Genomic DNA, 21,281 nt, shown 5'->3' on the forward strand with positions numbered 1-21,281 from the left:
CACCCACCCGCTCGCCCCCGCTACCCACCCGCTCGCCCCCGCTACCACCCGCCCGCTCGCCCCCGCTAACCGCGACCACCCGCCCGCCCGCTCACCGCTCCCGTCGGCCGCCGCCCACCGCCCCACCCGCGATCTGGATAGAAACAAAGCCCGGCCCGTGCGAAGCTGCAGGCGACTGTGGCCATGACGCGAGGCTCGCCCGATCTCCCGGGGCGTAAGGGCGCGATGACGCCGGCCACAGCAGTTTCCCCCACCCCGGGCAAACGCGAAGCGCCCCGGAGGACTTGTCGAGTTCGAGCACATTCGAGTTTCGCCATTTTGGGCAGCGGCATTGCAGGTCAGGGGCCGAAGCCGAAGTGAATCTTGCGTTCGTCCTGGTCAGCGTCATCCCCAACGAGCTCCGCAAGATCACCGCGAGGTCTCATGGCCTTGGACGCCTGCCCAGGGGTGATGCCGGGAGCGGACCGCCGAGGGCGGGTCCACCGGCCGCAGCGGTGGTCAGCGCACACGTTCGCCGATCGTGTGCGCCTGCTTCGCTCTGACGGGGACGAGCGCACACGTTGTGCCGTCCGCGTGCGCCCGTCGTCGTTCCGACGAGGGTGAAATCGCACGTTGCCACATTGTGTGCGCTGGTCGTCGCGCCGGCCGAATGCCGGCGACCGCGTCTGGCCGCCCGCCGGCAACCGGGCCGGGCCGAACACCAGCGACCGGGCCAGGCCGAACACCGGCGACCGCGTCTAGCGGCCGCGCGCTGGCGACCAAGCCGGGCCGAGCACCGCCGACCGCATCCAGCGGAAGACCGACGACCAAGGTTTGCAACCCGCCCGATCCCCGACGGCTGGCCGTCCTACGGCACCCCTCCCCTGGCCATCCCGCGGCACCCCTCCCCTGGCCGTCCGGCGGCCCCCTCGCTGCCGGACGGCCGGGATCGAGTCCTGCGCTGATCAGGCGCTGATCAGGTCGGCGACGGCCTCCGCAGCGGCCGGGAACGCGGTGAGCAACGCGGTCGCCGCTGCCGCTTCGTCGGCGGTTTCGGTGGCGAGGGGCGTCCACTCCCCCGCGCAACCGAGCATCGCCGCCACCGCGTCCGCCGCTGCCGGGCCGGCGGCCAGCAACGCCGCCACCGCGCCGGCAGGCCCGGCCGGGCCTGCCGCCGGACGGGCGCGCGGTGGGGTGTTCCACGGCGCGGTCCACGAGTCCAGGGCGGCCAGCGACCCCGGGAACGTGCGCCCGGCCTCCCGGGTCAGGACCGGCACCAGTTCGGCCGCCTGCTGTTTCAGCGTGGTGATCAGATTGGGCAGCCACGGCAGCAGCACCGGGTCGGGCAGCCGCGCGAACGCCTGGGAGAGCGTCTCCACCACGAACGGCGCCAGCCTCGGCACCGGTTCGAGCGCCTGCACGAACCCGCTCACATACTGCGGGAAGGACGGCACCACCAGCGGGTTGCCGAGCAGCTCGCCGACCCGCTCCCGGAGGTCGGCCAGCGGAAGCGCTCCGAGCTGGTGCAACGCCGCCCAGAGCAGCGCGATCTTGGCCGGGGACTCCGGATGCGACTGCCGGACCGCGATCTCCAGCTGGGTGCGGTCGCAGCCAAGCGACAGGGCCAGGCTCTCCATGCTGAACAGGAAGCCGAGCATCGCCCCGACCTGCCGGACCCCGGTCTCCTCCTCGACGAAGGCGGTCGGCAGCAGGGTGCAGTAATGGGCGTACCCCTCGGTGACGAACCGCCCGCACCATCCGGGCAGCACCGGCGTGGTGGCCCGGTAGTGCCCGAGCAACCGGCGGATCCGCCGCAGCACGTCGGGAGCGTCGTCGACGGTGCGCTCGGCGGCCAGCAGCTCGATCGCACGCGCCCCCAGCTCGTCGGTGAGCCGTGGGCTCTCCAGGAAGAGCAGTGAATTCTCCACCGCCTTGAGCGCGGTGGCGGCGGTCGCCTTCGGGTCCCAGGCGTCCCGGCGCAGTCGCTGCTCCAGCACCTGCTCGACGGTGACGCCCTCGTAGCCGAGCTCGATCACGGCCCGCTGGTTGCGGCCCAGATCGAGGTCCCAGCTCTCCTGGATGTGTCTCTCACCGAGCTTGCGGCTGCCCATGATCGGCCGGACCGCCTGGTCGGGCAGCAGATATCGCAGCATCCAGAGCAGTTGCGAGCAGCCGGCCAACTCGGGCCGGGCGGACAGGTCGAGCAGCGCCCGCTGGATGCTGCGCTGTTCGAGGTCGAGCCCGAGCGGGGCCAGCCGGTCGTAGACGTCCCGCGCCAGCGGCGGCAGCGCCTCGTAGCCGACCTGGCCGATCCGGTCACCGCCGAGCAGGATCTCGCAGAGCCGCCGCACGTCGCGCCGGCCGGGCACGGTGTCCTTCTCGATACAGGTGACCGCGGCGTCCTGGAAGTCGTACGGCGTCGGCCGCACCCGCCCCCGCATCCCGGCCAGCAGCACCGACGTCTCGAACACCGCGATCGCGTCGGCTGTGCTGGCGAGATAGCCGTTGCGGCGGGCGAGCCGGACGATGTCGACGCACCAGCCGCGCAGTTCCTCCTCGTCGAGCCCGTCGAGCGCCGGCGGCCCGGCCAGATAGCCGGTGAGGTGGTCGACGACCGGTCCGCTCGCGGCGACCGGCAGGGGCAGTGCCTTCCTCGTTTTCCGGGCGCCTTTCTGCCCCTCCAGCCGGAACGGGGTGAGCCGTAGTTTCAGCAGCTGTTTCTGCCAGGTGGAGGCGGCGATCGACACCGAGCCGGGCGCCAGCCCGAACTGTGACTCGATCGCCGAATGGCTGGACGGGATCAGCCCGTAGAGCCACGTCGTGCCGGTCCGCGGGCTGATCGCGAAGTCCGCGGTGCCGGGCGCCGAACCCGCCTCCGCGACCCGGCTCGCGGCGTGGAACGCCCCGCAGATGTACAGGCAGTCTGCCGGGTCGGTGCCGGACCGGCCGAGGTGCTCACGGATCCGGGTCCACATGTAGCGTTCCCGGTCCTCGTCGCTGGCATACCGTTTCGTGTCGTGCGGGGCGAGCCGCCGGAACAGGCTGCCGACCAGCACCATGACCTGCCGGTACGTCTCGTGGTCGGCCCCGGCGAGCGGCTGCTCCACATACTGGTCCCACCACTCCGACCAGTGCCGCACCCGGCCGTGGTGCAGCAGGTGCTCCTCCAGCTCGGCGAAGCGGGGCCGCAGGTCGCCGATCTCCACCCCGACCGCGTCGCCGTGCAGATCGTCCTCCGGCTCCGGGGTGTCCGCCGGTGACGACACGTCGGGCTGCCACTGGAAGACGTGGTCGGTGGACCTGTCGACCAGGACCAGCTCGACCCCCGGAGTGTCCAGGGCGTAGGAGATCGCCTGGTACTCGGCGGACGCCTCGGTGATCGGCGCGATCACCGAGAGCGGCGCCGACTCCTTGGGAAAACCGTCCAGCTCGGAGGCGAAGGCCTGTAGCGCCACCGGCAGCCGGCAGTTGCGCAGCTCGGTCAGCAGCGGCTGGAGGTCCTCGCAGAGCTCCAGGTAGATCACCTTCGGCTGTTTCGCCCGCAGCCGCCGGAGCATGGCCAGCGCCGACGCCGGCGAGTGGTGGCAGACCGGGAAGATCTCCAGCGGCTCGCGCAGCGCGTGGTCGACGTCGTCGACGATCCCGGCGAGGATCTCCGGCAGGGCGGCCGGCCCGTCCGCGAGGGACTCGGCGGCGCCCAGCAGCTGGTCGCGCAGTGGATCGAAAGGGCTGGTCACGACAGTGTCGCGATCGCCTGACGGCCGCCCTCGAGGAAGCCCTCCCACTCACCGCTCTGCTCCCGGCTGCGCGGCTCGATCACGCCGTGCCAGTACTTGTTGAGGATCGCCAGGTCCTCCGGGCTGCGCCGGGCCAGCGAGCCGACCAGCGACGAGGCGAGCGTCGCCGAGGTGAGGGCCTGTGCGCCGAAGAAGTTGCTGTGCAGGATCGCGTCCTCCAGGACGCCGATCTGCTCGGCGGTGGACAGCGCCGACTCCAGCCGCTCGTCGTCGCTGCCGGCCGAGGCCGCGGCGGCCCGCAGGTCGGCGAAGCTCTGGAGCAGCACGTCGAGCAGGGTGGGTGGCACCTCCAGCTCGATGTTGTGCCGGCGCAGCAGTTCCTCGGTCCGGAACCGGACGATCTCCGCCTCGCTCTTCTTGTTCGTCACGACCGGGATGCGGACGAAGTTGAACCGCCGCTTGAGTGCCGAGGACAGGTCGTTGACGCCCCGGTCACGGCTGTTGGCGGTGGCGATGATGCTGAAGCCGGGCTTGGCGAAGACAATGTTGTCGTCGTCGAGCTCGGGAATCGACACGTACTTCTCGGAGAGGATCGAGATCAGCGCGTCCTGCACGTCGCTGGTGGACCGGGTCAGCTCCTCGAAGCGGCCGATCACACCGGTCTCCATGGCCGTCATGATCGGTGACGGGATCATCGACGCCCGGGACTGGCCCTTCGCGATGACCATCGAGACGTTCCACGAATACTTGATGTGGTCCTCGGTGGTGCCGGCGGTGCCCTGCACGACGAGGGTGGAGTTGCGGCTGATCGCGGCGGACAGCAACTCGGCCAGCCAGCTCTTGCCGGTGCCCGGGTCGCCGATCAGCAGCAGGCCGCGGTCGGAGGCGAGGGTGACGATGGCCCGCTCGACGAAGCTGCGATCGCCGAACCACTTCTGCGGGATCTCCCGGTCGAGGCCGTCGGCACGCTCGGAGCCGAGAACGAACAGCCGGACCATCTTGGGGCTCAGCCGCCAGGAGAACGGTTTGGGGCCGTCGTCGACGGACTCCAGCCAGTCCAGCTCGTCGGCGTACTTGACCTCGGCGGGGGCGCGCAGCATGTCACTCATGGGAACGGTCTCCTAGGTGAGAGATCAGACGAGGAAGTTCTTGAGCTCGGTGACGAGCTTCTTGATGTGGCCGGACAGGACCGGGGTGCCCTGGTCCTTGAAGCGCTGCCGGAACCACGGGTTGACGCTCTGGTGGCCGCCGCTGCTGACCGAGCCGACCGGGATGAACTTGACCCCGGAACGGTGCACGGCCTGCATGCCGTCCCAGACGGCCTGCTCCTGCCACTCGTAGAAGTCGGAGATCCAGACGACCACGGTGTTGCGCGGATCAGTGATCTTGGGCCGGGCCAGGTCGAGCGCGACCGTGCCGTCGGTGCCTCCACCGAGCTTGGTGTGCAGCAGCACCTCGAACGGGTCGTGCACCCACGGGGTGAGGTCGAGGGCCCGGGTGTCATACGCCACCAGGTGCACGTCGACCTTGGGCAGGCCGGCGAAGATCGAGGCGAGGATGGTGCAGTTGACCATCGCGTCGACCATCGACCCGGACTGGTCCACCACCACGATCAGCCGGGCCGGCTCGATCCGTTTCGCGGTCTGCCGGTAATAGAGCCGGTCGACGTAGAGCCGCTCGTCCTCCGGGCTCCAGTTCGGCAGGTTCTTCCAGATCGTCCGGTCCAGGTCGAGGTTGCGGAAGATCCGTTTCGGCGGGACCGACCTGTCGATCGTGCCCGCGCTGGCCTGGGCGACCTGGGTACGCAGCACCTCGGCCACCTCGTCGACGAACCGGCGGATCAGGGCCTTGGCGTTGGCCAGCGCCACACCGTCGAGGTTGTCCTTGTCGCGCAGCAGCTGCTCGATCAGCGACATGCTCGGGGTGAGCTGCCGGGCGAGCCGGTTGTCGGCGAGCACCTCGCGCAACCGCATCCGGCTGACCAGCTCACCCTCGATCCCGGCCAGGGTGGCGCCGAGACCGGCCCCGGCGCCTGTGCCTGTGCCTGTGCCTGTGCCTGTGCCTGTGCCTGTGCCGGCAGCGGAACCCGCCCGGCCGCGCAGACCGCCGGGCTCGCAGCCCATCGCCCGCTCGAACCAGCCGGCGTCGGCCTGCCACCGCTGCAACTGCTCGGCGGTCACGTTGCCGGAGCCAGTGGCGAAGACGTTGAGCAGCAGTTTCGACACCAGGGCGGCCCGGCGGACCTCGCCCTCACGATCGTCGCCGGGATCGCTCATCAGCCCGTCGAACTCGGCCTCCAGCTGGGGGAACCGCTGCACCACGGTGTCGATCGAGACGGACGGGTCGAGCAGCGTGGCCGGCAGGCCGAGATCGCCGACGATCGCCATGCTGCCCGATTCCAGGGTGGCCTGCTCCTCCGGGTCGAAGAGCCGGGCCAGCAGCCGCCAGTAGAGGACCTGGCGGCGGGTCTCCGCAGCGCTCATTTCCGCAGCAGCCTTCCCGCTCGCTCCCGCAGCACGTCGACGGCGGTGCCGGCGACCGCCTCGGCCTTGGCCGCCTTGGGCTCGGTCGGGCCGAGGGCCCAGTCGGCGGTGTGTGCCACGACAGGCTTCTTACGGACCACCGCCTGCACGGCGAACGGTTGCACCGCCCAGCGGCCGGCATCCCAGCGGAGCAGGCCGAGACAGGCGGTGGAGGCGGCGACCAGGGCCGGGGTGATCGGGCCGGCCTCGGGCAGCCGGTCGGAGTCGACGGCGAGGGTGACCCCGCCCAGCTCGAACGACTCGGCTCCGGCGGTGTAACCCTCCAGCAGGACCGGCTCGGCGATGGCCGCCGGATGCCTGTCGAGCGGGGCCACCGCCGGGGCGCTCGCGCCGCCGAGCCGGACCCGGGCGACCGCGAACGGGTCGGCGGCCTCGCCTGGCACCGCCCGTGCCTCGTCCCAGAGCAGGTCACCGGCCAGGGTGAGCGGCATGCCGGACACCTCGACGGTCCGTTGCCCGGCCAGGGCCTCCCGGAACACCGGGAATCCGCTGAGCATCCGCCACGCGGACGGCCCGCTGATGGTGTCGACCTTGGCCGCGGCCACGCTCACCCGGACCAGCCGCACCTCGCCGCCGGCCGTCTCCAGCAGCCCGTGGGCCTGGGCCCGGAAGACCGTCGGATGCTCATGCAGGTCGACGCCGAGCAGCAGCAGCCGGCCGTCGGCCGGGACGGTGGCCCCGGCGGGTGGGAAAGCGTCCTGGGAGAGCAGGACCGCCCGGGCCCACAGGTCGGCCCAGCGACGCACCGGGATCCGGTCGAGCGTGGCGACCGGCGCGGCACTGCGCAGCTCGGCGGCGAACCCGTCGAGCAGCACCGCCAGCCGACGCCCGGACGGGTCGGCGAGCAGCGCCTGGACCGCCCGGTCACCGCCGCCGGCCAGCTCGTGGTCGACCCCGCGCCACCCGGCCAGAGCCAGCTCACGCAGCCAGGACCGGCCACCGGCGAGCAGCGGCCCGGAACGGCCGCCGGCGAGCAACGCCCCCGAGCCGCCATCAGAAATCGCCCCGGAACGGCCGGCGAACAGCGGCCCCGAGCCGCCGTCAGAAAGCGGCCCGGAACGGCCGCCGGCGAGCAACGGCCCGGAATCGTCATCGGCGGGTGGCGGGCCGGCGCTGGGCGAGGCCGCCGGTGTGGGCCACGCCGGGCGGGAGCGGCCGAGCGCCTCGTCGAGCCGGCCCAGCAGGGCGTCGTGGGCGGCGCCGGTCAGGGCGGCGCGGGCGCCGGCCAGGACGGCCAGGTGCTCGTCGGTGACCGTGCCGGCGACGATCTTGCCGATCGAGTCGGCGACCCGGCCGGCCAGTGGTGAGCCGGTGAAGGCGGCTGCGAACGACTCCAGGGCGGCGGCCCGCTCCTCGTCGAGCCGGGCCAGGCCGTGGACCAGAGTGTCGTCGAGACCGTCGATCAGGGTGAACGCCTCATCGAGACCGGCCGGCGGGGTGCGCAGCGCGTCGGCCAGCATCAGCGCACCGCCCCGGCGGCCGGGAACCAGTGCAGCTCGGGCAGCGGCTCGGCGGTGGCCGGGACCTCCAGGTAGGCCAGGTGGCGCAGGAACCCGCTGAACACCTCGGCGGCCCGGTTGGGCGCGGTCGTCGGGTGCAGCCCGGACCAGAGGTCGTCGTCGCCGTCGGCGAGGGTGACCTTGAGATAGCGGGCGACCCGGTCCACCCCATACTGCGCGACGGCGGCCTCGGCCAGGGCGCGCAGATGATTGCAGGCCCGGGTGCCGCCGGAGAGGCCACCGCACGGGCGGTTGTTGTTGGTGTTGCAGCTCAGGCCGTGGTCGCCGGCGGTGATCGAGGAGACGTAGACACGCTCCACGTCGGACCCGCTGGACACCACGCCCTGCAACCGGCCCTCGGCCAGCTCCACGAACGGCACCTTGGCCAGCTTGCGTGGCCGCACCGGCGCGATGACCGGCGCCGCGCTGCGTCGCTCGTAGGCGACACCCCCGCTTGTCACAACCAGACCTCCTCACGAACAGGTGCGGAAGTTGTATCCCACCGGTACGACAAAACCGCGTCGGCCGAGGTGGGGAGGGAGTTTCCGGCAGACCGGCCGGACCGGTGGCCGATGATGACGGGGATTGCCGAACCCATTACGCTAGTCATGAAGCGCTACTCGGGGGCGGTGAGCGCGGACGGACGAGTGAGGAAGTGCTTCGTGGTCGCTCAGGTGCCTCAGCCCGAGTTCGGTCGCCGCCTGCGCAAACTGCGCGCCGATCTGGGGCTGTCCCAGCGTGACCTGGCCTCCGGGGCGGTCAACCAGTCGTACATCTCGCTGCTCGAGTCCGGCGCCCGGGTGCCGACCCTCGACGTGGTCGCCCACCTGGCCAAGGTCCTCAACGTGCCGTTGCGTGATCTGGCCGGGGACATCGACATCACCACCGGGCCGGAGGACTCCGCGGCCGGCCGGGCCGAGCTGGTCCAGGATCTGCTCGCCAGCAGCGCCATCGACCAGGGCGACCTGGAGCAGGCCGAGGACCGGCTGGCGAAGATCTTCGCCAGCGCCCGCCGGTCCGGTTCCCAGCACGCGATCCTGACGCACGGGCTGGCTCTGGAACGGGTCCTGGACATGCGCGGCGACCGCAACGCGCGTTACGAGTTGCTGCGCGAGCTGCTGCCGGCGGCCGAGGACGCCGGGGTGGCCGAGGCCATGGTCCGGATCCGGGTGTCGCTGGCCGCCGCGGCCCGGGACATCGGCCGCCTGGATGAGGCGTTCACCCACGTGGAGCGGGCCGGCGAGGAGATCGACGGCACCGCGTTCCGGCACGGCAGCGAGCACATCAAGCTGCTGGCCGTGCACATCTCGGTGCTGGCCGACGCCGGTGGCGGCGCCGAGATCGTCCGTCTGGTGAACAGCATGCTGGCGATGGCCGAGGCGCTGGGCAGCCCGTCGATCAGCGGCCGGGCCCAGTGGGCGGCGAGCCTGGCGCTGGCCGCGGCCGGCGAGACGGACCGGTCGCTGGAGCTGCTCGGCGGCGCGCGCCGGATGCTGGCCAATCCGCGCACCTCGCTGCGGGACTGGGCACGGTTCAGCCGGGCGGCGGTCTCGACGCTGCTCGACGTGCGGGCCGATCCGGAGACGATCGAGCAGCACATGGCCGCGGCGCGGGCGGCGACGGCGGCCGAGTCGGGCACCGAGGCGAACCGGCTGGCCGCCCTGGAGGTGCGCTACGCGTTCGCGACGGGCGCGCCGGAGCAGGCCGTCGAGATGGCCGCGTCGGTCGACCGGGACCAGCTGATGGGCCTGGAGGGTGTGCGGTTCCGGCACGCGCTGGGCAGCGCGCTGGCCCGGACCGGCCGGACCGCGGAGGCCGCGGCCACCCTGCGTGAGGCGGCCCAGGCGGCTGAGGACATCTCCGCGTTCCGGCGGGCCGCGCAATTGTGGCGAGAGCTCAACGAGCTCGGAGAATGAAATTGAAGATGGCGGGCTGATTCAGAGTATTCGATGCAGGCGCGCTTTCCGGGGCGATTCCTGGTGTCGTGGTCCTCAGCAGGCGGGAGCAACCCGCCGTCCACTGAGAGGACCCGACAATGAGCGAGAACGACAAGTTCGCCGCCGCCGGTGACATCGCCGCCGAGCTGAGCCAGCAGGAGATCGACCTGGACGCGGCGCAGGAGGCCGGCGGCCTCTGGACGGTGCCCGGCACGAGCACCATCGGCTGGGTGTGCACCGTCTCCTGGGAGTGCTCGGTCCCGAAGCGCCTCTGCGGCACCGGCGACTGATCGAGAAACGGCGACGGCGACCGAAATAGAGAATGCCAACGGGGCCCGTGCCGTCACGGGCCCCGTGGCCGTTTCCGGATGCGAGTGGTGGCATGCGACTGAAAGACGTCCGACCCCTTTTCCCCGAATACACCGATCCCGCGGCGCTGCACGGTTTCTTGAGCCGCATCTCCGAGATGCCGGCGGACAGTGATCCGCCGGAGGACCGCACCGGCGAACTGGCCGCCCTGGCCGCCGTCGCCACCTGGCGGGACATCGACGGGCCGGCCCGGTTCGACTCGTTCGCGCGGGCCTGGGCCGACCGTCACCGGGCCGCCGCCGAGCTGGTGTTCGCCGGTTCGCCGCTGACCGCCCATCGGGCCGGGGCGTTCGCCGACGGACTCGCCGACTGGCTGGCCGGCCGGATTCAGGACGCCTCCGTCCGTACCATCGTGGTCGCTCTTGATCTTTTGCGGCGGTCCGGCGCGCTGCCCGGCGAGACCGCCGAGGAACGTCTCTGGCATTTCTGTGACCTGGCCGGACGGGACGAGTTCCGGGTGACCCTGGGTGAGGTCTTCCCCGAGTTGCGGCGGCAGCTCGGAGTGCTGACGCGCAACACCCTGCGGCACGCGCGACGGATGCTGGAGGCGACGACGGCCGCGGTCGCCGACGGCACGCTGCCGCCTTCGGCGACCGGCGGGGGCCTGGTTCGACTGCACGACATCGGGTACGGCCTGGGCGACACCCACGCCGGCGGGCAGACCGTGTGCCGCCTGACGTTCGGCGGCGACCGGGTGATCGTCTACAAACCGCGGTCGATGGCCGCCGAGCTGGCCTACAACACGCTCGTCACCCGGATCGGCGCGGCGGCCGGCTTCGACCTGCCGGTGCTCCAGGTGTGGTGCGGCGGCGGCGTCGGCTGGCAGGAGCACGCCGACCGGGCGCCGGCGATCGAGGAGGCCGGCTACTTCCGGGCGGCCGGCCGGCTGCTCGGTGTCCTGCACCTGCTGCGGGCCGGGGACATGCACTACGAGAACGTGCTCAATCACCGTGGGCTGCCGGTGGTGGTCGACGCCGAGTCGCTGTTCAGCGTGAACGAGCGGGCCGGTTCGGCGGGGGCCGGATCGGCCGGCGAGACGCTGGCGCACACCGTCTTCTCCACCGGTTTCCTGCCGACCCGGATCTCCGACCCGGCGGACCCGTCCGCGTCGATCGACATCGGCTTCCTCGGTTACGTGCCCGGTCAGCGGGCGGTCACCCCGGTGCCGGCCCTGGAGGATTTCGGGACCGACCAGCCGCGGGTGACGATGGTGACCGGCTCGGTGGACACCCCGGCGGTACGCCCGCTGACCGTGCCCCGGGCCGTGGAGCTGGCCGAGCTGTGCCGTGGTTTCGCCGAGTGCTGGGACTGGGCCGCCGGCGACCGGGAGCTGGTCGAGGCGTGGTTGCGGGAACTCTTCGCCGACCTGCCGACCCGGGCCGTGCTGGAGACCACCGGGAAGTACTACAAGCTGCTGCGGACCGCCGCTCATCCGGCGTTCCAGCAGGACACCGCCGCGAAGCGGATGCTGTTGCACCGGGTCGGGCTGGGCCGGGTGGAGCACTTCACCCCGGCCGTGGTCCGGGCCGAGATCGACGATCTGCTCCAGGGCGACATCCCGTTCTTCACACTGCGCACCGGCTCGACGTGGGTGCACCATCGGGGCCGGCCGATCGCCGACGTGCTCGGCCAGGCCCCGCTCGACCAGGCGGTCGCCGGGCTGCGGGCGATGTCCGCCGCGGACCGGGAGCTGAACCTGCGGGTGATCCGGGCCGCGTACGTGGACCTGACCGGCCCCGAGGCGGATGCTCCGGCGTACCTCCCGGCGATGCGCCACGCGTCCCGGTCCGGGGTGCCCGGCCGGATCCGGCAGGTGGTCGGTGACATCGCCGCCGAGCTGCACGACCGGGCCGGGTTCGCCGGCGGCCGTCCGGGATGGGTCGGCGCGACGATCCGGGACACCACCCAGGAACACCCGTGGCGGGTTGACGAGCTGGGCGACGACCTGTACGCCGGAGTGCCCGGCCTGGCCCTCTTCCTGGCCTCGGCCGGGGTGCTGCTGGACGAGCCCCGGCACCGCGAGCTGGCCCGGGCCGCTCTCGTGCCGCGGGTGCGGGCGCTGCTCGACGACCCGGTCCGGCGGCGCCGCGAGGTGGCCGGCGGACTGTGCGGCGGTTATCCCGGGGTGGCGTTCGCCGCGCTGGAAGCGGGCCGGCTGACCGGTTCGGCCGAGCTGAGCGAGATGGGCGCGGCGCTCTGGGACCTGGTGCCCGCCGACCTCCCGGCGATGACCGACACCGACTTCCTGATGGGCTCGGCCGGGCTGCTGTCGGCGGCGATCACGGCCGGCCGGCCGGCGGTGACCGAGGCCGCGTTCCGGCACCTGACCGGGACTCCGGCCGACGGGAAGTCGCGGTACAGCGGGTTCGCGCACGGCACGAGCGGCACGCTGGCCGCCCTGGCCCGGTACGGCGTCGCCGACCCCGATCTGACCGCGGCCCACGACGCGCTCTGGAACCACGACGAGCAGCACTGGGCGATCAGCGACCGGGCGCCGGAACGGGCCGCGCGGGGCTGGTGCCACGGGACCCCGGGTGTGCTGCTCGGCCACGTCGAGCGGCTGGCCGCCGGTGCGGACGTGCCGGCCGGGCCGGGCGCGGACGTCACCCGGCTGGCCGAGACGGTGGCGGTCGACGGGTTCGGGCTGAACCTGTCGCTCTGCCACGGCGACGTCGGCAACCTGCTGATCCTCGCCCAGGCGGCCCGGTGGGACCCCTCCGGCCGGGCCGCCGAACGGGCCGAGGACCGCCGGGCCCAGCTGGTCACCCGGGTGCTGCCGAGGGCGCTGCGGGCCCGGACCGGCAAGTCGGTGCTGAACGACTCGCTCTACGTGGGCCTGGCCGGCGTCGGCATGGGCCTGCTGCTGAGCACCGGCGAGGTGGACGTCGCCTCACCGCTGACGTTCCGCCGGGGCCGGCCGTGACCAGGCTGCGCGCCGTCGAGCAGCTCGGCCCGACCGAGTGCGGCCTGTGCTGCTGCGCCATGCTGCTGGAGGCGGCCGGGGCCGGGGTGCCGATGCACGACCTGCGCACCCGGTACCGGGTCGGCCGGGACGGGCTGACGGTCGCCGACCTGGCCACGGTGCTGCGGGAGAACGGGGTACGCCCACACGTCTACCGCACCTCCCCGGCCGGTCTGGCCGCGCTCGGCCGCCCGGCGATCTGCCACTGGAAACGGTCGCACTTCGTGGTGGTGACCGGCTTCGACACCGGCGGGGTGACCCTGCTCGACCCGGGTGCGGGCCGCCGCCGGGTCAGCGCCGAGGAGTTCGCCGAGAACTTCTCCGGACTGGCCGTCACCGCCGATCCGCTGTCCCGCCGGGTACGGGCACGACCACCGTCCGGCCTCCGGATGCTGGCCCGGTTCGCCTGGCAGCGCCGTGGCCTGCTCGGCCTGGTGCTGGCCCTGTCACTGGTCAGCTCGATGGTGCCGCTGGGCATCCCGTGGCTGCTGGAGCAGTTGTTCGGCGAGTCCGCCGGCGGGCTGTCGGCCGGGCCGCTGCTGGCTGGGGTGGGCCTGGCGTTCGGGCTGTTGCTGTTCGTCCGCACGGTGGCCGGCATCGTGGCGTCGGCCGCGGTGGGACGGTCGCTGGCGGGCGCCGTGTTCGATCGGTTGCTGCGCTTGCCGTACGCCTTCGTGGAGAACCGTGGCCCCGGCGACCTGATGTTCACCCTGGAGTCGGTGCACCGCCTGCGGGCCCTGCTCTGCAACGACCTGATCGTGTCGCTGGCCGCCGTGGTGGTGACGGTGGTGCTGCTGGGCTGGCTGGCCGCCGTCTCGATGGCGGCGCTGCTGACCACCCTGCTGCTGATGGCGGCGCTGGCGGCAGGAACGCTGGCGGCGGCCCGTACCGTCCGGCGGCTGGCCCACGCGCAGACCCGGGCACAGGCGGAGTTGCAGGCCACCCAGCTGTCCGCGATCTCCGGCCTGGAGCTGATCAAGACGAACGGCATGGAGGCGGTCTACGCGGCCCAGTGGCAGCGGCGCAGTGACGCGGCCCAGCGGCAGTCCGACCGGTTGCAGACCGTGCAGGGTGTCTTCGACGCGGCGCTGGCCGGCGTGATGTTCGTCGGCCCGGTGGTGATCCTCCAGCAGGCGCTGGCCGGCCAGACCGCGCCGGGCGTCTCGCTGGTGGTGTCGGTGCAGGCGCTGACCGGCCTGCTGCTCGGCCAGGTGAACGTGCTGGCCGGTTCGATCACCAGGCTGGCCCAGGCCGGGTCGCTGCTGGCCCGGATCGCCGACGTGCTGCTACGCCCGGCCGACGACCTGTTCCTGGGCGTCACGGCGGCCCGTCCCGCCGGCGACGTCGTGGTCGAGGAGGTCTCGTTCGGGTACGGCACGTTCGGCCGCCGGGTCCTCGACGGCGCCTCGCTGCGGGTCCCGGAGGGCGCCAAGGTCGCGATCGTCGGCCCGTCCGGCTGCGGGAAGTCGACGCTGGCCCGCCTGCTGGTCGGCCTGCACCGGCCGGACGCCGGGCGGATCCTGATCGGCGGCACCGAGCTGGGCGACCACGACCGGGACCGGTTCTACCAGGCGGTCGCCTACGTGCCGCAGAACGTGGTGCTGGAGTACGGGACGGTCCGCGACAACATCGCCTGGGGCGCCGGTGATCCGGACGAGGACCGGGTGCACGAGGCGGCCCGCCGGGTCGGGCTGCACGAGGAGATCCGGGCGCTGCCGCTGGGCTACGACACCCCTGTCGCGTCGCTGGGGCAGAACTTCTCCGGCGGTCAGCGGCAGCGGATCGCACTGGCGAGGGCCGCTTTCAAGGAGGCGTCCATCGTGGTGCTCGACGAGGCCACCAGTTCGCTGGACAACCTCTCCGAGTCGACCGTGACGGCGTTCTTCAACAGCCTGCGGGCGACCCGGATCGTCATCGCGCACCGGCTGACCTCGATCCTCGACGCCGATCTGATCGTGGTGATGGATCACGGCCGGGTGCTCGCGACCGGCACCCACGAGGAGCTCTGCCGGGATGCCGGCCTGTATCGATCGCTGTATGAGGAAGCATTACCGCTGTCATCGTAGTTATGCGCTATGATGACTCTAGTCAATCCGCATGACCAGATATCACGGGGGATGTCATGAACGAGCGGGAACTTCAAGCTTTCGTCTCGGTGGCCCAGCACGGCCGGATGGATCTGGCCGCCCGGTCGCTGGGCTACTCGCAACCGGCGGTCAGCTACCAGATCAAGTGCCTGGAGCAGACGCTCGGCACCCGGCTGTTCGCCCGCAACAGCAACGGCGCGGCGCTGACCCGGGCCGGGCGGCTGATGCTGCCGTCCGCGCAGGCGGTGCTGGTGCTGATGGCCGGCATCAAGACCACCACCGTGAACGTCCCGGTCGCGGCCTGACCGGCACCCGTTTTCCGCTCCCACGACAGGAAGGTTCGATGAGCGCAACGATCGAAGTACGGAACCTGACCAAGAGGTACGGCCGGACCACCGCGGTCGACGGCCTCTCCTTCGAGGTCAAGCCGGGCCGGGTCACCGGTTTCCTCGGCCCGAACGGCGCCGGCAAGTCCACCACCATGCGGGCGATCGTCGGGCTGGACCGGCCGACGTCAGGCGAGGTGCTGGTCGACGGCCGGCGTTACGACCAGCTCAGCCGGCCGTTGCGGCACGTCGGCGCCCTGCTCGATGTCTCCGTCCACAGCGGCCGCACGGTCCGGGCGCACCTGACCGGCCTGGCCCTCAGCAACCGCATCCCGGCCATCCGGGTCGCCGAGGTCCTGGCGATCGTCGGCCTGACCGCGGTGGCCGACAAGCGGGCCAAGGGACTGTCGCTCGGCATGGCGCAGCGCCTCGGCGTGGCCACGGCGCTGCTCGGCGACCCGCAGGTGCTGCTGCTGGACGAGCCGGTCAACGGCCTCGACCCGGAGGGCATCCTGTGGATCCGGGCGCTGATGAAACGGCTGGCCGCCGAGGGCCGGACGGTGTTCGTCTCCAGCCACCTGATGAGCGAGATGGCGCTGACCGCCGACCACCTGATCGTGATCGGCCAGGGCCGCCTGCTCGCCGACAGCTCGGTGACCGAGTTCGTGAGCCGCAACTCGCGCTCGTTCATCCTGATCCGCACCCCCGAGCCGGAGAAGGCCCGGGACGCGCTGGCCGGCGCCGGCATCGAGGTCGCCGACGGCCCGGACGGCACCATCGAGGCGCTGCACACCACGCTCGAGGAGGTCGGCGCGCTGGTCGCCCGGCACCAGATCACGGTGTACGAGATCAGTCCCCAGGTCGCCTCCCTGGAAGAGGCGTTCATGCAGTTGACGGCCGATGCGGTGGACTACCGCGCGAAGCAGGAGGTGTGACGGTGGCGGACTTCGGCACGGCCCTGTCGTTCGAGTGGCACAAGATCCGTACGCTGCGGTCCACGTTCTGGAACCTCAGCGCCTTCCTGGCCGTGAGCCTGGCCCTGGCGGTGCCCTCCGGCTGGTACCTCCACAGGACCTACACCGAGCTGGACGCCGCCGAACGGGCCGCGTTCGATCCGATCGGCTCCGGGCTCAGCTCGGTACGCCTCGGACTGCTCGCCCTGGTGATCTTCGGCGTGCTGACCGTGACCACCGAGTACACCTCCGGCACGATCCGCAGCTCGCTGACCGCGGTGCCGCGCCGGGGCACGTTCTTCGCCTCGAAGGTGGCCGCCGGCAGCCTGGTGGCGCTGGCCGCCTCCACGGTGGTGGTGATCGCCACGTTCACCGCCACCCAGGTCATGCTCGGTGAGCACGCGGTGGGCCTGTCCGACGACGGGGTGCTGCGCGCGATCGTCGGCGGAATCGTCTACACCACGCTGCTCTGCGTCTTCGCCATGGGCCTGGCCGCCGTGCTGCGCAGCTCGGCGCTGACGATCGGTCTGCTGTTCCCGCTGTTCTTCATGATCTCCACGATCCTGACCAGCATCCCCAAGGTCGGAAAAGTGGCACAGTTCCTGCCTGACGTCGCGGGCGGGCAGATCCTTTACCGGGAGCCGCAGGGCGACACGATCCTGAACGGCTGGACCGGCCTCGCGGTGCTGCTCGCCTGGACCGTCGCCGCGCTCGCCGCGGGCTGGCTGGCGGTGCGCCGCCGGGACGCCTGATCACATGCGATCAGGCAATATGGAGGCCGGGCATCCACGGGGGAGAATGCCCGGCCCGAATAGATGAAATCACATGAACCGGCACCCCCGCCACGTGGGATCGCCCCTTCCCGGCGATTCGCTGATTCACCTGCGGGCCGGTGGCATGGAGTATCGTCCCCCGTCGATTACATCGACCACGGGGACCGCCATGCCATTCGATGGATTCATCTCGTACAGTCACGCCGCCGACGGGCGGCTCGCCCCCGCCGTACAGCGTGGTCTGCACCGATTGGCGAAGCCATGGCACCGGCGCCGTGCTCTGTGGATCTTCCGGGACCAGACCGGGCTGTCGGTCACCCCCAAGCTGTGGACGTCCATCCAGGACGCGCTCGACGGCTCCAAGCACTTCGTGCTGCTGGCCTCTCCCGAGGCGGCCGCCTCGCCCTGGGTGAACCGGGAGATCGAGCACTGGCTCGCCACCAAGTCACCCGACCGCATCCTGCCGGTGGTGACCGACGGCGAGTGGGGCTGGGACCCGGCCACCCGCGACTTCACCGCCGAGTCCACGGCGGTGCCGCACGCGCTGCGCGGTGTCTTCGCCGAGGAGCCGCTCTACCTGGACCTGCGCTGGGCTCGCGACGACCTGCACCTGAGCCTCCAGCACGTCCGGTTCCGGGACGCCATCGCGCAGCTGGCGGCCCCGATGCACGGGGTGAGCAAGGACGAGCTGGAGGGTGAGGACGTCCGGCAGCACCGGCGGGCCCGGCGGCTGTCCGTGGTGGCGGTGACCGCGCTGGTGGTGCTGACCCTGGTCACGTCACTGACCGGGTTCGTCGCGGTCCGCAACGCCGAACGGGCCACCCTGGCCGCGAACGAGGCCCGCCTCCAGGAGGAGCTCGCCTCGCAGCAGCGCGGCACCGCGGAACGCGCCACCGCCGAGTCGCAGCGGCAGCAGGCGAACGCGCTGGCCCAGGAGGAGAACGCGCGGGAGCAGCTGGAGAACGCCCGCGAGCAGGAGGCCCGGGCGCAGGCGGCGCGGGCCGAGACCAAGCGGCAGGAGGAGCTGGCCCGGCAGCAGCAGGCGCTGGCCGAGGAGGCGTCCGCGGAGGCCCGGCGGGAACAGGCCAACGCCGAGCGGTTCAAGGCGAGCGCGGCCACCCAGCAGGCCAACGCGCAACGACAGAAGGCGAACGCCGAACAGCAGCAGAAGCTGGCCGGCGAGGCCGCCGCGGAAGCCGCCCGGCAGAAGACCAACGCCGAGCGGGAGCAGGCCAACGCGAAGCACCAGCAGGAGCTGGCCGACCAGGCCACGGCCCGGGCCAAAGAGCAGGAGAAGATCGCCGAGCACCACCGCGAGCTGGCCCGGCTGGCCGAGGAGGAACGCAAGCGGCAGGAGCAGCTGGCCCGGGAGGCGTCCGAGGAGGCTCGCCGCCAGCGCGAGGCCGCGGAGCTGCAGCAGCGCACGGTGATCAACCAGCGGCTGCTGGCCCGGGCCCGGGGGATGATCACCGACGACCCGCGGAAGGCCCTCCGGCTGGCCGTGGCCGCACAGAACCTGCTCGACGACACAGCGACCCGCGAACAGGTCAGCCACCTCACCATGGCGTCGACCTACTCCGGCTATCTCAGTGACGTGATCGACGTCGAGGCACTGACCGGTCAGGCGGCCGCCACCACCGGCGCCGGCGGGACGGTGTCGCTGTGGGACACCACGGCCCCGGCCAAGCCGGTCCGGGTCGCCTCGCTGCCGGCCGGCGGGACCGCGGACAAGTCACTGGCGGTCAGCCGTGACGGGCGGACCCTCGTCGTCTTCGACGGCAGCGCCGAGGCGACCCGGTGGGACGTGACGAAACCCGCTGATCCGGTACGGCTGACGCCGCTCACCGACGACGCCGGCATCACCGCGGTGAACTTCAGCCCGGACGGAAAGACCGTCGCCGCCAGCAACCGGGACAAGAACACCGTCCTGTGGGACGTCACCGGCACCGCGCCGGCCCGCCTGTCCACACTCGCCGGCGTGTACCCGCTGAAGTTCGGCCCGGACGGGCGGACCGGCGTCACCAGCGGCGCCGACGTCGTCGCCTGGGACCTGAGCGATCTGACCGCCCCGGTCCGGCACGCGATCCTCGACCCGGGCTGGGGCACCAAGGTCCCGGACGCCGCCATCGAGTACAACCCGACACTGCCGATCGTCGCCATGCAGGGGCCGAGCGACTACGTCTACCTCTTCGGCATGGCCGACCTGGACGACCCGCAGCCCTGGGACTCGCGGTCGGCCGGCCCCGGCGACACCAACTTCTCCACCATGGTGTTCACCCCGACCGGGGACATGCTGGCCATCGGATGCAGCGACGGGACCTCGGTCGTGGTGAGCATCGACTACAACGACAACTGGCCGTCGATGAACACCGAGATCACCTCGCTGACCGCCCGCGGCACCCCGGTCCGGTCGATGGCCTACAGCCAGGACGGCATGACGCTGCTGACCGCGGGCGACCGCAACATCGCGACGCTGTGGAGCCCCAAGGGCCGCTACGCCCGCGGGCCGGCCACCACGATCCGCGGCCCGTTCCCCGCCCAGCTCGCCGGGCTCGCCTACCGGCCGGACGGCTCGCTGACCGCCGCCCGCCGCGACAGCGTCGCCCTCACGTACGACCTGACGGTCCCGTCCGCGCCGGTCGCCGGCCCCACCGTGCCGTTGCAGAGCGGCAACCTGGTGGGGATGATGGCCACCGCCGACGGGAAGACCATGTACGTCATCGGCACCGACAACGTCACCACGCTGCTCGACGTGAGCCGCACCGACCAGGCCGCAGTCGTATCGAGGATCTCGGAGGCGGGCACCGCCGTCTGGGTGGCGACGATCAGCCCGGACGGGCGGACTCTCGTCGTCGGCCGGTCGGACGGCAGGACGGCGGTCTACGACGTGTCCGACCGGACGAAACCCGCCAAGCTCGCCGGCCTCACCTTCGGCAACCGGACCCTGAGTTCCATGACGTTCAGCCCGGACTCGCGCACCTTGGCGGTCGCCGACGGCTACAACATCTCGATGTGGGACATGACCGACCGGTCCGCCCCGGCCCGGGTCGCCTCGATCCCGGTCTCCGACTACAGCAGCACCATGGCGACCTCGATCGAGTTCAGCCCGAACGGGCGGATCCTGGCGGCCGGCACCAACGACAACGGCACCACCATCCTGTACGACGTGGCCGACCCGGCCCAGCCGCACCGGGTCGGCACCCTGCCCGCCAACAGCAGCTTCATCCTCTGGGCGTCGTTCGCACCGGACGGGCGCACCCTGGCCACCGCCGCCCTGGACAACTCGATCATGCTCTGGGACGTCACCGACCCGGGCACCCCGATCCGGTACGCCGTACTCAAGAACTCCGACCTGCAGAACGTCTACATGGTCTTCAGCCCGGACGGGCGGAGCCTGGCCGCCGGTGGCTCGCTGGGCATCGTCCCCAGCCGGACCATCACGTTCTGGGACATCGCGGTGTCGGCCGAGGTCGCCGCCGATCCGGTCGCGCACGCGTGCACGATCACCGGCCGCGGGCTCACCGCCGACGAATGGGCCCTGTACATCCCGGAGCTCCCGTACCGATCGACCTGCTGACGATCACGTGCCCCCCGCCCGGGGCCGGGAGGCCGTATCGTCAGGTTGCTTCGTACGGAGGTCAATGTGCGGTTCGGTGTCACCGGTCACCGGGTCCTTCCACCGGGCATCGCCGAACGGGCGATGGACCACTGGCGCCGGGTGCTGCCCACCGGCGCCGGCCTGCTCGGGGTGTCGAGTCTCGCCGACGGCGCCGACCAGCTGTTCGCCGCCCATGTGCTGGCGTCCGGCGGCACGCTCGAGGCGGTCCTGCCGTGGGCCGACTACGGCGGTTCGCTCACCGACGGCAGCCGGGCCCGGTTCGAGGATCTCGTCCGGGCCGCCGCCACGGTGATCACCGTCCCCGGCGGCGAGCCGTCCGACGAGAGTTTCATGGCCGCCGGCCAGGCCCTGGTGGACCGCTGCGACCACCTGTTCGCCATCTGGGACGGGCTGCCCGCCCGCGGGCTGGGCGGCACCGCGGACGTGGTCGCCTACGCCCGCGCCCGCGGCTGCCCGGTCACCGTGCTCTGGATCGACGGCGTGCACCGGGCCTGATC

Annotated in this window: 14 protein-coding genes; 9 read left to right on the forward strand and 5 right to left on the reverse strand. The window is 72.1% G+C overall.

All coding sequences use genetic code 11. The annotated features are described in order from the left end of the window. Positions 1-944: 944 nt before the first annotated feature. The 5 genes from AB0E94_RS45910 to AB0E94_RS45930 are packed head-to-tail and all read right to left on the reverse strand — an operon-like array spanning position 945 to position 8,219. Complete coding sequence (locus tag AB0E94_RS45910; RefSeq protein ID WP_360340714.1) at positions 945-3,716, reverse strand: DUF5682 family protein; 2,772 nt, start codon at positions 3,714-3,716, stop codon at positions 945-947. After that, the gene (locus AB0E94_RS45915; RefSeq protein ID WP_360340717.1) at positions 3,713-4,825 is read right to left on the reverse strand and encodes an AAA family ATPase; all 1,113 of its coding nucleotides are present in this window, start codon (positions 4,823-4,825) and stop codon (positions 3,713-3,715) included. The genes AB0E94_RS45910 and AB0E94_RS45915 overlap by 4 nt, the downstream gene beginning before the upstream one ends. Positions 4,826-4,849: 24 nt before the next feature. After that, on the reverse strand, positions 4,850-6,199 hold the full coding sequence (locus AB0E94_RS45920; RefSeq protein WP_360340720.1) for a VWA domain-containing protein: 1,350 nt from the start codon (positions 6,197-6,199) through the stop codon (positions 4,850-4,852). Continuing rightward, a complete protein-coding gene (locus AB0E94_RS45925; RefSeq protein WP_360340723.1) occupies positions 6,196-7,719 on the reverse strand; it encodes a hypothetical protein in 1,524 nt (507 codons plus the stop codon). Before AB0E94_RS45925 ends, AB0E94_RS45920 begins: the two co-directional genes overlap by 4 nt. After that, positions 7,719-8,219 carry a hypothetical protein gene (locus AB0E94_RS45930; protein ID WP_360340726.1) on the reverse strand — a complete coding sequence of 167 codons (501 nt, stop codon included), beginning with the start codon at positions 8,217-8,219 and terminating at the stop codon, positions 7,719-7,721. The genes AB0E94_RS45925 and AB0E94_RS45930 overlap by 1 nt, the downstream gene beginning before the upstream one ends. A 201-nt stretch (positions 8,220-8,420) precedes the next feature. Here AB0E94_RS45930 and AB0E94_RS45935 point away from each other — a divergent pair, with 201 nt between their 5' ends. The 9 genes from AB0E94_RS45935 to AB0E94_RS45975 all read left to right on the forward strand — a co-directional run bounded on the left by AB0E94_RS45935 (position 8,421) and on the right by AB0E94_RS45975 (position 21,279). Further along, on the forward strand, positions 8,421-9,674 hold the full coding sequence (locus tag AB0E94_RS45935; protein ID WP_360340729.1) for a helix-turn-helix domain-containing protein: 1,254 nt from the start codon (positions 8,421-8,423) through the stop codon (positions 9,672-9,674). Between the two features lie 119 nt (positions 9,675-9,793). Next, positions 9,794-9,985, forward strand: coding sequence for a hypothetical protein (locus AB0E94_RS45940; protein WP_360340732.1), 192 nt, complete (start codon positions 9,794-9,796; stop codon positions 9,983-9,985). Positions 9,986-10,077: 92 nt separating this feature from the next. Further along, entirely contained in the window at positions 10,078-12,987 is a 2,910-nt protein-coding gene (locus AB0E94_RS45945; protein WP_360340735.1) for a type 2 lanthipeptide synthetase LanM family protein, read from the forward strand. Then, positions 12,984-15,092 carry a peptidase domain-containing ABC transporter gene (locus AB0E94_RS45950; protein ID WP_360340738.1) on the forward strand — a complete coding sequence of 703 codons (2,109 nt, stop codon included), beginning with the start codon at positions 12,984-12,986 and terminating at the stop codon, positions 15,090-15,092. Before AB0E94_RS45945 ends, AB0E94_RS45950 begins: the two co-directional genes overlap by 4 nt. A 56-nt stretch (positions 15,093-15,148) precedes the next feature. Continuing rightward, complete coding sequence (locus AB0E94_RS45955; RefSeq protein ID WP_317790981.1) at positions 15,149-15,418, forward strand: LysR family transcriptional regulator; 270 nt, start codon at positions 15,149-15,151, stop codon at positions 15,416-15,418. Positions 15,419-15,456: 38 nt separating this feature from the next. Further along, positions 15,457-16,374: an ATP-binding cassette domain-containing protein gene (locus AB0E94_RS45960; protein ID WP_360340742.1), complete on the forward strand. Its 918-nt coding sequence runs from the start codon at positions 15,457-15,459 to the stop codon at positions 16,372-16,374. Further along, complete coding sequence (locus AB0E94_RS45965) at positions 16,371-17,144, forward strand: ABC transporter permease subunit (RefSeq protein ID WP_360340745.1); 774 nt, start codon at positions 16,371-16,373, stop codon at positions 17,142-17,144. Before AB0E94_RS45960 ends, AB0E94_RS45965 begins: the two co-directional genes overlap by 4 nt. Before the next feature lie 190 nt (positions 17,145-17,334). Beyond that, the gene (locus AB0E94_RS45970) at positions 17,335-20,742 is read left to right on the forward strand and encodes a TIR domain-containing protein (RefSeq protein ID WP_360340748.1); all 3,408 of its coding nucleotides are present in this window, start codon (positions 17,335-17,337) and stop codon (positions 20,740-20,742) included. 66 nt (positions 20,743-20,808) lie between these two features. Next, on the forward strand, positions 20,809-21,279 hold the full coding sequence (locus AB0E94_RS45975; RefSeq protein ID WP_360340751.1) for a hypothetical protein: 471 nt from the start codon (positions 20,809-20,811) through the stop codon (positions 21,277-21,279). Positions 21,280-21,281: the final 2 nt, after the last annotated feature.

Source organism: Actinoplanes sp. NPDC026670 (genome assembly GCF_040638175.1).
In the GTDB taxonomy this organism is placed as follows: Bacteria; Actinomycetota; Actinomycetes; order Mycobacteriales; family Micromonosporaceae; genus Actinoplanes.

What these genes read in the sequence shown, in the direction of transcription:
- AB0E94_RS45915 (WP_360340717.1), bottom strand. Translation starts at nt 4,825, where the DNA reads ATGAGTGACATGCTGCGCGCCCCCGCCGAGGTCAAGTACGCCGACGAG.
- AB0E94_RS45920 (WP_360340720.1), bottom strand. Translation starts at nt 6,199, where the DNA reads ATGAGCGCTGCGGAGACCCGCCGCCAGGTCCTCTACTGGCGGCTGCTG.
- AB0E94_RS45925 (WP_360340723.1), bottom strand. Translation starts at nt 7,719, where the DNA reads ATGCTGGCCGACGCGCTGCGCACCCCGCCGGCCGGTCTCGATGAGGCG.
- AB0E94_RS45940 (WP_360340732.1), top strand. Translation starts at nt 9,794, where the DNA reads ATGAGCGAGAACGACAAGTTCGCCGCCGCCGGTGACATCGCCGCCGAG.
- AB0E94_RS45945 (WP_360340735.1), top strand. Translation starts at nt 10,078, where the DNA reads ATGCGACTGAAAGACGTCCGACCCCTTTTCCCCGAATACACCGATCCC.
- AB0E94_RS45955 (WP_317790981.1), top strand. Translation starts at nt 15,149, where the DNA reads ATGAACGAGCGGGAACTTCAAGCTTTCGTCTCGGTGGCCCAGCACGGC.
- AB0E94_RS45960 (WP_360340742.1), top strand. Translation starts at nt 15,457, where the DNA reads ATGAGCGCAACGATCGAAGTACGGAACCTGACCAAGAGGTACGGCCGG.
- AB0E94_RS45970 (WP_360340748.1), top strand. Translation starts at nt 17,335, where the DNA reads ATGCCATTCGATGGATTCATCTCGTACAGTCACGCCGCCGACGGGCGG.